This is a genomic window from Pseudomonas sp. BAV 4579 (assembly GCF_009765395.1).
Lineage (GTDB): Bacteria > Pseudomonadota > Gammaproteobacteria > Pseudomonadales > Pseudomonadaceae > Chryseomonas > Chryseomonas aestiva.
Window position 1 is genome coordinate 1 of record NZ_WHOV01000093.1, and the last position, 10,463, is coordinate 10,463.

The 10,463-nt window shown below is 58.0% G+C and carries 13 protein-coding genes and 2 pseudogenes; 2 read left to right on the forward strand and 13 right to left on the reverse strand.

The genetic code is table 11. The features are described from left to right. Positions 1-261: 261 nt before the first annotated feature. The 4 genes and pseudogenes from GSQ95_RS17925 to GSQ95_RS17940 form a co-directional block, all read right to left on the reverse strand. A complete protein-coding gene (locus tag GSQ95_RS17925; RefSeq protein ID WP_158896964.1) occupies positions 262-441 on the reverse strand; it encodes a hypothetical protein in 180 nt (59 codons plus the stop codon). Further along, positions 422-1,129, reverse strand: a complete 708-nt coding sequence (locus GSQ95_RS17930) for a thioredoxin domain-containing protein (protein ID WP_158896963.1) — start codon at positions 1,127-1,129, stop codon at positions 422-424. Before GSQ95_RS17930 ends, GSQ95_RS17925 begins: the two co-directional genes overlap by 20 nt. After that, positions 1,126-1,434: a hypothetical protein gene (locus GSQ95_RS17935; protein ID WP_158896962.1), complete on the reverse strand. Its 309-nt coding sequence runs from the start codon at positions 1,432-1,434 to the stop codon at positions 1,126-1,128. The genes GSQ95_RS17930 and GSQ95_RS17935 overlap by 4 nt, the downstream gene beginning before the upstream one ends. After that, positions 1,431-1,637, reverse strand: a pseudogene (locus GSQ95_RS17940) (hypothetical protein); the annotation flags it as partial. The gene GSQ95_RS17935 and the pseudogene GSQ95_RS17940, both read right to left, overlap by 4 nt. Positions 1,638-1,741: 104 nt before the next feature. Here GSQ95_RS17940 and GSQ95_RS17945 point away from each other — a divergent pair. Then, the gene (locus GSQ95_RS17945; protein ID WP_178118497.1) at positions 1,742-2,143 is read left to right on the forward strand and encodes a hypothetical protein; all 402 of its coding nucleotides are present in this window, start codon (positions 1,742-1,744) and stop codon (positions 2,141-2,143) included. A gap of 66 nt (positions 2,144-2,209) precedes the next feature. On the opposite strand, the gene GSQ95_RS17950 is transcribed toward GSQ95_RS17945, so the two are convergent. The 3 genes from GSQ95_RS17950 to GSQ95_RS17960 all read right to left on the reverse strand — a co-directional run bounded on the left by GSQ95_RS17950 (position 2,210) and on the right by GSQ95_RS17960 (position 5,345). Then, the gene (locus tag GSQ95_RS17950) at positions 2,210-3,346 is read right to left on the reverse strand and encodes a hypothetical protein (RefSeq protein ID WP_158896961.1); all 1,137 of its coding nucleotides are present in this window, start codon (positions 3,344-3,346) and stop codon (positions 2,210-2,212) included. A gap of 195 nt (positions 3,347-3,541) precedes the next feature. Then, complete coding sequence (locus GSQ95_RS17955) at positions 3,542-4,417, reverse strand: glycosyltransferase (RefSeq protein WP_158896960.1); 876 nt, start codon at positions 4,415-4,417, stop codon at positions 3,542-3,544. Positions 4,418-4,421: 4 nt separating this feature from the next. Then, complete coding sequence (locus GSQ95_RS17960; RefSeq protein ID WP_158896965.1) at positions 4,422-5,345, reverse strand: glycosyltransferase; 924 nt, start codon at positions 5,343-5,345, stop codon at positions 4,422-4,424. 227 nt (positions 5,346-5,572) lie between these two features. Here GSQ95_RS17960 and GSQ95_RS26580 point away from each other — a divergent pair, with 227 nt between their 5' ends. Beyond that, the gene (locus tag GSQ95_RS26580) at positions 5,573-5,701 is read left to right on the forward strand and encodes a hypothetical protein (RefSeq protein WP_256664636.1); all 129 of its coding nucleotides are present in this window, start codon (positions 5,573-5,575) and stop codon (positions 5,699-5,701) included. Positions 5,702-5,806: 105 nt separating this feature from the next. Here GSQ95_RS26580 and GSQ95_RS27245 read toward each other — a convergent pair whose 3' ends face one another. The 6 genes and pseudogenes from GSQ95_RS27245 to GSQ95_RS17990 form a co-directional block, all read right to left on the reverse strand. Further along, a complete protein-coding gene (locus tag GSQ95_RS27245; RefSeq protein ID WP_372241646.1) occupies positions 5,807-6,238 on the reverse strand; it encodes a methyl-accepting chemotaxis protein in 432 nt (143 codons plus the stop codon). A 108-nt stretch (positions 6,239-6,346) separates the two neighbouring features. Continuing rightward, positions 6,347-7,123 (reverse strand): annotated as a pseudogene (locus GSQ95_RS27250) (PAS domain-containing protein); the annotation flags it as partial. A 143-nt stretch (positions 7,124-7,266) separates the two neighbouring features. Beyond that, positions 7,267-7,704, reverse strand: coding sequence for a type IV pilus biogenesis protein PilM (gene pilM / locus GSQ95_RS17970; protein ID WP_158896958.1), 438 nt, complete (start codon positions 7,702-7,704; stop codon positions 7,267-7,269). A gap of 3 nt (positions 7,705-7,707) precedes the next feature. Then, complete coding sequence (locus GSQ95_RS17975) at positions 7,708-7,926, reverse strand: hypothetical protein (protein ID WP_158896957.1); 219 nt, start codon at positions 7,924-7,926, stop codon at positions 7,708-7,710. A 9-nt stretch (positions 7,927-7,935) separates the two neighbouring features. Next, positions 7,936-9,261 carry a type 4b pilus protein PilO2 gene (gene pilO2 / locus GSQ95_RS26585; RefSeq protein WP_256664637.1) on the reverse strand — a complete coding sequence of 442 codons (1,326 nt, stop codon included), beginning with the start codon at positions 9,259-9,261 and terminating at the stop codon, positions 7,936-7,938. A gap of 4 nt (positions 9,262-9,265) precedes the next feature. After that, on the reverse strand, positions 9,266-10,463 hold a 1,198-nt coding region (locus GSQ95_RS17990), incomplete at its 5' end, for a PilN family type IVB pilus formation outer membrane protein (RefSeq protein ID WP_158973870.1).

Below are 10,463 nucleotides of genomic sequence, written 5' to 3' on the forward strand. Positions count from 1 at the left end.
CACCCTCCTGCTTACGCAGGATTTAGTGTGTTGCGTTCACCGGTTGAATCCACAGTAAACAGCAGACGTTCCGCTGACTGCATCGCCTCCCGCTCGCTGTCACAGGCCTCCTGATGCTCATAGACGCCTACGCGGAACAGCCAGTGGATATGAGACAGATGAGTCACCTGTGCCAGCTTGATCGGAGGAAGTGCGTCCCTGGATTCGAAGACGATCCGGGCTTTCACAGTCGAGGCGCCTACTGCCGACGAGGTGGGTGACTTAGCGGGATGACTCATCGGGGGTGCCTGCTGAAAGAGAAGTTCGACGCTGGGCTTCTCGACGTTGTCTTTCAACATCGATCATTCGCAGCAGATGGGTGAGGCGGCTGTTGAGCCGCTGCAAGGTTTTATCGGAGAGGCTTGCCAGCCATAGCGGGATGTCATTGGCGCTGCTGCGCATCCGTTCCCTCCTGGCTTGCCAGCCAGTCCATGGCGGACAGCATGCCGGCGTCATCCAGCAGCGATGGCAGGCGGATGACCCGGCCTGAACTATTATCCCTCAGCTCAAAGGTCGGCGTGGCATCGATGCGCTTCTTCGCCGCAGCAGCAGTCTGCTCCGCGACTACTCGGCGTACTGTCGCATTGTCCTGGACACAGTCCTGCAGGTACCGCAGCGACACGGCAGGTTGTAGGGCCAGTTGCTCAATCGGCACTGCAAGGCCAGCGCCATTGCCACGGCTATGCAGGTAGACGGCCTCAATGGCTTGCCAGAACACCGGATTGCCGCCATACCAACCGGCGCAGGTTACCAGCCGTGCTTCGTATTGGGCTGCCTCTCCATGCATGGGCAGTGGTAGGTGCTGCCATTGCCAATTCAGTTGATCGCGCTTCTCAACCAGCCGCTTGAGTCGGGGAAAGGCGTCCTTGCAGTAGGGGCACTCTAAATCCCCATACTCGATCAGCGTAAAGCGTGCGGAAGCGTTTCCGTAAACGAAGGTCGGTGGTTCGGGACTGGCATCGGGACCTGTTTGGTCTGCTTCAAGCGTGCCACGCCTTTGTGTGGCAGTCACAGCAACGGCGCAGGCAAGAATCGCTGCCAAGATGCCATAGACCCTCCATGGGGCAGCCAGGATACTGAGCTTTTTCATGCCGAGGCCTCTCTAGCCGCAGTCTCATCGCTTTCCCTGCCCAGCACATCCCGATGCAGCGCTTCGAGCAAGGCCTGCTGTGCTTCGTCCGGCTGCGGATGCTTGGCCAACCAATCCTTAAGCGCCGTATCGAGCTGCGCCTCGACCTCCCGGCGATCCACTGCGCGCGCCTTCACCGCCTGCAGGTTGGTAATCAACACCGGTGCGCAGATCTGCAGCGCGGCCAGGGTATCTTGCCCGGGCTGGCTGAGCAGCTGTGTGAGGCTGTCGATGAGGTCCTGGGTGAAACGGTCCATCGCCCTCATCCGCGTGCTCCTTGCGCAGAGGCAGGGGGCAGGTCGAAGCGATAAGGCTCAATCCCGCGTAGCCTGTCCAGCCGTGCGGCCACGGCCACGGCCGCGCCCAATTCGTCGGTACCGAACTCTTCCATCAGTTGCGCGCGTTCAGCCTTCTCCTCGGGCTCAGTCACCGCCAGGGCCAGGAATAGACTGGGCGGTACCGCGCGAAAACGCATCCAGGGACCACGACTTCAGCTGCGGATCGTAGGCCTCGGGTGGGGCCTGTTCCAGCAGATGGCCGATCCCCCACGTCACCACTACCCCCTGACCGCGAATGCAGCCTTCGCCCTTCAGCAAGCGTGCACGGGATATTGGCTTCAGCAAGGACATGGACTACGGCGTTTTCGACGTGCGAACGGTTGCGCACATCTGCCTGCAGCTGGCCTATCACCTGGGCTTTGACGAGATTTACCTGGCTGGCGTGGATCTCAATGTCCAGGCGCCGCGCTTCTATGAATCTGCAGCAGGTCAGTCTGCCCCGTGCGGCCTAGATCAACACCTGCTGACGCGCATCCTGCCGGCTATGGAGTTGGCGGCGCAGGTATTGGCAGCGGAAGGTCGAAGCGTGATCAATCTGTCTCGCCAGAGCTTGATACCGGAAGACGTCTTCCCTAGGGCTTGTCCACAGCAGGTTCAGGATGGGTCGTTCCGAGGGATACACCCTCTAGCCTCATAGTTATCGCTCCATGTTGCGACCCAATATCATGTTGAATAGCAACATTGAGCGAATATGTTTATTTACCTATTGGTTCATCAAAATATTTTGAGAATAGCGTGAATCTTCGATCCGTACTGGATTTCCATCTAGATACTTCACGTAAAGCTTGCTTAGGAAGTAGCTGTCTGTGTTGCAGTTTGAGCTCTTTTCAAATGTAAAGTCATGATAGACTTTTAAGTGATGAGTTTTTGCTGTAATTTTTGGAAATTGATAGGGTGAGTTGAAGTTGGCGCAAACACTATTGTCGATGGTGTTGCGCTGCTCCACCATCAGGCGGGTTTGAACTGTGGTGGTGTCGGATTTTCGATCTTCCGGTCCCCATGCATATTTAGGGCATGAGCCTGTGTTGTAGTAGCAGGCTGTCAATTCAATATCGGCAACATTTCTCACCTTTGTTCCGGCTGGGGCCCATGCGCTAGATCTCAAGGAATACACGGCAGTTCTGCTGGGCAGGTCTGGCTTAATCGTGCCTATATGCACTGACCCTTTGCAGGCGGTCTTTACGTTCACATCGCTACCGTCATACGGCGGGTCTATGGGTTTTATGACGCCATCTTCGTCGGTTCTTGTACACTCATTTCCTGGGGATACGTCAGGAACTTTCATCAGTTTGAAGTCGCTATCGTCGTTCTCGATTCCCCAAGCCCTCGCACCCACTGGGTTGCTTTTAGAGGTCCAAGACGTTTGCGCGCCTTTCTGCAGTGTCAGCTTACCGCCGAGGCCACCAGTACCTGTCCTGTTTTTTGCCTCTAAGGTACAGACGTAGTTGCCTGTCTGTGGGGCTACGAAAAGGTAATGAACTTTTAGCGGAAGCTTGCCAAGATCATAGGCGTTTGACCCTTCGTGATTTTGGGTCGACTGAATCGTTCCATAAACTTGCGGCTTCGCGCCCGGTATTTCGCAATAGACTCGTAGCCCTAACATCTGAATGCCTGTGGGCTTATCGCTTGTTGCGGTGCCTATGGCTTCTATGTGGTACGGTTCATCGCGCTGCAGTGCTTTATTGAATTGGGCTATGTTGTTCACGACGTAGTAAGTGTCGGTTTGAGGTATGTCAAAGGGTTCTGTCAATTCACTTGCTGCGTAAGCACATTGACTAGAAAGGGCAATCGCAGTTAAAGCGTGGGCCGCGGATATCGGGAGATGGTATTCCGGTTGCATATATTATTCTCCATGACTACATAGGCTTTAAGCCATGAATTTGCATCCTCGGCAAATTCATATGGCGCGCCCTTGTTTCACAGTATCGTCTTCTTCGGCTATGAAGTGATAGCCGTGTTGTGCGCTGGTCTGCAGTAATTTTCAGTCTTGGTACTTTAAGGTACCTAAATGACGCTGTTGCGCCATCTGTAGGACTTAGCGAAATTTCAGCGGGTAATAGCAAATGAATTTGACCGCTAACCACCACAGCGTGGGATAGCTCAGCGCGCCGCTGGCCCGCACCCACTCCCACCGTAGACCCCACGGCGCCTTCACCTTGCGCAAAAATTTCATCCAGAAGCGCGCGCCGCGTTGCTCTAACAACGTAGCCGAGAAATGATCGGCGCCCGGCGCTATGCGGGCCACTAACTCCTCGCGCAGCGCTTGGTAGTCCAGCGCGGCCTGCATCCAGCGCGCATCAAAATGGCCTTCCGAGAAGTGCCGCAGCCCGACGTCGTACACCACCGCCACTTCATAGCGCCGGCTCACACGCAGGGCGAAGTCGATGTCATAGAAATGGAACTGGGGGAGGGCCTCGTTGAAGGGCACCTCGAACACCACTTCGCGGCGAGCGCAGATCCAGACGCCGTCGAGGGTGCAAACAGGTTGGCGCGGACGTGCATCGCCTGCAGGCCGAAGGTGAAACAGGTTGTCCGTACCGTCACGATGCCGCTGATACAGCCGCATGCAGTTCGTCTCGGACTTACCGGCCGCCATCCAGCCCGAGGGGCCGCGGCTCTTGAAGCGGGCCCCGGCAACGCCGATGGCACCCAGCTGGATGTCCTCCTGAAAGTGGTCGACTACCCGGAGGCCCCAATCAGCCTCCAAGAACTCCAGGTCCTCATGCATGAAGCACACGAGGTCGTGCCGAGCCCGCTGGGCGCCTTCGTTGTAGACGGCGCACAACCCACGGTTGGCCTGCCGGTTGTCGATGGCGATCAGCTGATAGGGCACGCCAATCGTGGCTTCGATGTTGTGGGTAACCGCTTCCAGCAGCTCAGGCTTCACCGAGCAGATGACGATGGAGATCATGGCGCTACTTCCTTGAAGGCCGGTAAGGCGTGAGCAGGCGACGGACGCGGTGCAGGGTGGTGCGATCCATGGCCCGCAGCGGGATCAGCCGGAGCATGCGCAGTGCCTCCAGCTTGTCGTGCCGTACAGCGTACTTCAGGGCTTTGTTGACGACTGAGGTATGCCCTTGCCGATAGCCAGGGTGATCCTGATAGGGCGCAATCGCCAGCAGATCCGCCTCGAGCAGCAGCCGGTATCGTCGAGAGAGATTGCCCGCATGGCGTCGATAGCGGGTGACCGTAACAGGCAAGATCGCAATGGGCTGACCCAGTGCCGCGACCTTGAGCGTCATTTGGAAGTCCTGGACGCGAATCGCCGGGTCGTAGCCACCGACCTGGTCGAGTACCGCCTTGCGATAGAGCGCAACCGGCGCGCCCACCACTCGGGTCTTGCGCAGGATCTCATCGAAGTCCAGCAGCTGAACGCCTACGGCGTGCTGGTCCTTGAGCCAGTTGCCGGCGCTATCCATGAAGCTGACCAGGGCGCCTACACAAGGCGCTTCGGGATGCTCTTCCAGGTAGGCCGCGCGAATTCGCAAGGACTGCGGCAGCATCAGATCATCCAGGTCGGGAGTCGCGACGTATTTGCCTCGGGCCAGGGCAAGACCGGTATTCAATGCAGCGCTGACGCCGGCATTGGGCTGGGTTACCAGCTTGAAGTCAAAACGCTCCTGCAGCGCGACCAGGCCCTGCACGCTGTCGTCGGTTGATCCATCGTCGACCACGATGACTTCGAAGCGCGGGTAGTCCTGGGCATAGATGCTGGCCAGGCCTTCCTCAAGATAAGCACCTGCGTTGTAGCAGGGCACGATCACGGAGATCAGCGGCAGATGCCTCAGGGCATCATCATCCGATGACGTGCGCGGGAGAGGGAGAGGGAGAGCTTGCATAGCGAAAGGTCCATTCTTGACGCCATGAAATTGTACTGTGCTCGGACTAACGGTCGCGACTGAAAACTGCTCGAGCACTCGCAAACCTCATGTTTTCCGCTGCGGGTGAGTTCCGCGCGACCGCTCAGTCAACCGCCGAATCATTCCGTTGATCCACCTGCCGGTAATCCGCTGATACTTTCCATGATACCGAGGGTCTGGAGCTACCTTGATGAAGAGGATTCACCATGGGCACCGAAGACAATCCGACCGACATGATCGCTGCGACCGCCAGTGGTCTGATGATGGCCCTGACATTGACCGTTGCCGCTGTTCTGGTCGGCGGTATTGCCCTGCTTGCTGAGCTGTTTGTCTAGCGGTAAGCCACCGCCCCTCTAGCGAGAGTGGCTCCCGGAAGTGATATTCCTGCCGTGGCTCCGACAAAGGTCGCTATTAGTCCACCTGCTTACGCGGTGATCGCACTATGCTGACAGATGGGTAGTGAACTGCTCGACTGCACCTACAACCTTCTGTGCCCCATCTCGAATCTCAACAATGACCTTTCCTGCCTGGTCGGCGAGTGCTAAACCATGCTCAGCCTGATGACGCCCCTGTTCAATGAGCGTTACCGCATCGCTAGCGAGCTCTTGGTTGGTCTTTACAACCCCAACTATTTCTTGAGTCGCACGACTTGTATGCGAAGCTAGCTGCCTCACTTCATCAGCAACGACCGCAAAGCCGCGGCCTTGCTCGCCTGCTCGAGCCGCTTCAATAGCCGCGTTTAACGCTAGCAAATTTGTTTGTTCAGCAATGCCACTAATGGTTTTGATTATGCTACCAATGACTTGCGATTGATGATCTAGCGCTTCAATTCCCTTTACGGCTGTCTGCATTTGATCGACCAAGCGATTCATCACTTGCACTGTTTCTTCTGCAACCTTGGTTCCTTGCTTTGCACTGATATCGGTTTGTATGGACGTATCATAGGCAACACTTGCGGCAGTCACTATTTCTTGTTCGCGGTTGACTTGTTCAGTGATGACTGTTGCAAACTTAACGACCTTGTACATCTTGTCATGTGCATCAATGACAGGGTTGTAAGAAGCTTCCAGCCATACCGGTCTGCCGTAGGCGTCTATCCGTTTAAACCTTGCTGCGATAAATTCTCCGCGACGAAGACGCTCCCAAAATTCCTCATATTGTTGTTTGGTGGTGTCCGTGTGATCGCAAAAGATTTCGTGGTGCTTGCCCTTGATTTGGGCAAGGCTATAGCCCATAGCACCCAAAAACTGATCGTTAGCGTCAAGCACCAGCCCGTTCAAGTCGAACTCAATCATTGCAGTTGAACGACGAAGTGCCTTAAGCAAGCTGTCATGCTCGCGGGAAGTTTCTATAGTGCGTGTCAGATTGTTGCAGTAAAGTGCGAAATGGTCGACTTTTCCGTCTGGGTGGCAGAGTGGCTGTAGTATGCCTCTAAGCCAAACTTCCCCGCCCAAATTATTTGATAGCCTTAGCGCGCCGCTATAGTGTTCGCCTTTTGAGATAGCCTGAATAAAAAGGCGACTCATCTCCTGATTTTTTACATGGTTAGGAATAAGATCTATTATTTTTTTTCCGATTACTTGAGTTCTGCTAAGCCGGGCCTCAATCTCGAAGTTTGTATTAACAGAGGTGATTGTTCCATCAGGAGACAGTTCGACACCAATCATGTGGCCGTCCAGGCTTGTGCGCAAGGCTGACATCATTGATAGCTGATTTTCGAGTTCGACGACGCGCTGCTTAAGCTTCTTGTTGAACATGGCGGACTGCCTAGGCGATTGGGGGTTTCCAAGCTATCGTCACTCCATGTGATTACTTGAGGCTTTTCTACGTGTTTCAGCTAGACGCCCATAATCGCCAGGAATTTGCCTGAATTGAAGGGCTGGGGGCTTTAGGTTGCTGTCTAGCGGTAGGCCACGGCTGCGCCGGCTGGGACGGCTGCTGGTAGGGCGATCCCGGTCACCCCGGACGAGGGGCTCACGAGTTGCCCGTTCGTGGCGTAGCCTACTGCGGCGGACTTAGTGAGCTCGGCCAGCGTCGTGACCAGGCCATTGGGAGGGGCCGCGTAGTAGGCGTAGCTGGATCCGGTCTGCACGTAGCCGCTCACCCCTGCCGCGTGCACCCACCATGTGGGCAAGGCCAGCGCGGAATCCGCCGGCGCGCCAGATAGGCCCGGGTTGTTGTAGGCGTACTCAGCCAGCGCGTTTCGGTAGATCAGCAGATTGTGAGCGAGTGCGGAGACGTCCACGGTCTGACGTCGGTTGTCGCTGCGCTGCAGCTGTTCGCCCAGCAGTCCCGCTCCGGCGAGCATTACCACCAGGATGACCCACAGCATGGGCATGGCCTAGCCCACCTTCCGGCTCAGTCGCTTTTGCTCTTGCACCAGGGTCTCGAGCTGCTCTGGATCGATCATCTCCTCAAACAGGGCATCGACCTGGTGGAGTAGCTCACGGGCCTGATGGGTCCCGGGCTCGTCGAGGGCCATGGTTTCCAGCGTCTGCTGCTGGACGCGTGCAGCGCTGGCCAGCAGGCGAAGGGCTAGGAGAGTCGGAATGTCGTACATGTGCCTGCCTCAGAATTCACAGCAGAAGATGGTCGCATAATCGTTCTGGCCGATGGCGATATTGGGCGTGGACGCCCAGCGCTGACCGCTACCCCCTGTGTCCCAGCCCACCTTGGTACCCACAGGACAGGCATAGGTCGTTACGTCATTCGGGTCGTAACCCGGAATGGTGTAAGCGTGGCAGGTAGGCGTCTTGCTGACTTGGCGCTTCCACAACCCGCTCTGGCAGGACAGCAAGGCACCACCACCATCGCGGCTGACCAGACCGTTGGTGGCGCAACCCGCGTTTTCCGTCGCCGAGCCGATCAGCTGGATGTACTCACCAACGTAGGTCCTGCCGTCGGAAAAGAGGCTGTTCCCACGCATCTGGCCGGAGGTGTAAACGCTCTTGCCGGCATAGGCCCGTACCCAGTCGCTGTCGGTCATGTGCCAGCCGCCACCCCACTTCTCGCTGTACCAGCCGGTATCCCCTCGGGTCCTGAACCAGCCCGTGGTGTAGGTCTCCCCCGACATACTGGCCGTTACGCCCTGGACGTTGCCTCGCGCATACATCGAGCCGGTGGTGGTATCGCCAGAGACCGCAACGTTGCCCTCGACCGTGGCAGTGCCGTTCATGGTGGCATTGCCCTGCAGGTAGAGAGAGCCTGCGCGGACGTCCCCGCCAGCATTGACGGTCCCGTTCAGGGTGGCATTGCCGTTGAGGTAGAGAGATCCAGCATGCACGTCACCGCCGGCATTGACCGTACCGTTGAGATTCACGTTGCCGGTGGCATTGATGGTCGCGGCATTGTTGATGTCATTGAGGGCGTAGTCACGTTTCAGGTTGCTTGGCTGTAACAGCTCGTCGATGTCGAGCGGCTTGCCGCCCAGGCCGAATTCAATCGGCAGGTAGGTCTCATCAAAGGTCAGCGCACGGCTTTCGAGCTGCGCGACCTTGCGCTGAATCTCGGTGGCCGAGCCCACCAGGTCGTAACCGGGAATGACGGCGCCGTCGATCACGGCCACCAGTGCATAGCGAGGCTCATCGCCAGGCACCTGCCAGGCGGCCAGCCAGGATTGGCCCAACTGTCCGGCCAGCGCCGCAGCTAGCGAGTACATCCCCTTCATGGCCCCGGCGCTGCGCGCGACGAAGCCGGCCTGGATGACATTGGGCGTGCGCCGTATGGCGACGATGTCCATCTTGTGCAGGCGCCCGTACTCCCGGGCTTCCTTCATGTAGCCGGTCAGACTGCCCAACGGATGCCATTGCAGACCGGAGACAAAGCTCTTGCCGTGGTAGCTCAGGATCTGGGCAGTCTGCGCCGGGGCGACCGGTGATGTGCTGACAATGGCCATACGGTCAGCCCGTCACGATTGGCGTGATCAGCACCACCAAGACGCTGTGCCCCGAGGTCCGCGTGCGGCTACCGCCCAGGCCCAGAAAGCCCGGGTCGCCAACGCCGGTCCTGCGCGCATCCTCGCTGAGCTCTTCGAACCCGGACAGGATCAGTGTCTGGCCGCTGCGCAGCTTGACCTTGGGCGACAGCGACTTGGCGTCGTAGTCCGGCAGCTGGACGCTCGAGCCGTTGCTTGTGAAGGTCTGGAAGGTCGGCTTGCTGCTCATGTTGATCGACACCATGAGCAGCATCTCGTCGTGCTCGAGCACACGAGGCAGCAGGGTCATGTTGAAGCCGCTGGTGATGGTGCCGGGCGTGAGCGAAGTGCTGGAGCCAACCGACGCCGTGGACGTCGTCTGGCTGGAGGCCAGGTAACCCTGAACGTTGCCGATCTGAAGGGGCGCCGGCTGCAGGTTGAGGGTGGTAACCGACGGAGAGCGGACGTTCGAGACGCGACCTTGCTCGGCCAGTGCCTGGACGATGGCATTAGAGCCGGCCCAGGCAGAATCAGCGGTGTTGACGATCCCTATCGACGCCGAAGTTGCACTGGTACTGATACCGGAGACGGTATTGGAGAGTGAGAGCCCCCATTTGGTATTGAGCGACTTGTAGACCGCCGCCCAGTTGAGGCCGAGCTGGTCCGTGTCGGTCAGCGTGACCTCGAAGACCTTGACGTTGAACAATACCTGTTGGGTGATGCTGCGATTGGTGTTGTTGAGGTAGGCCTCAATCCGCGAGATCACCTCAGGGCGATCCGTGACGGTCAGGGTTCCGGTGGAAGGGGCCAGGTACATCCGCCCGGCCGGGGCGACGCTGAGCATCGCTTTCACGTTGTTCTGGATGTCCTGCAGGATTGAGGACTCCAGGGTGACCGTGGTGCTCTGGTTGCTACCCGAGTCGCCCGAAACACCTGAGCTGGTACTAGATCCGCCCGAGTTACTGCCGCTGGTACCGGCGGCGGTGGCCATCCCGGATTTCACGGTGCTGGCGATGACCTGCTTGTCGCCAAAGGACCAGACGTCGAAGACCCGAGTCTCGAAGTAGCTGATCCGCACGGCGCGCTCGACGGGCGAATATCGCCAGCCCAGGCCCAGGCGCGCCGTCACTTCATCGAGCAGGCCGGAGGCCTTTCCGCTGTATTTGAGGCCGCTGACCTGGCTT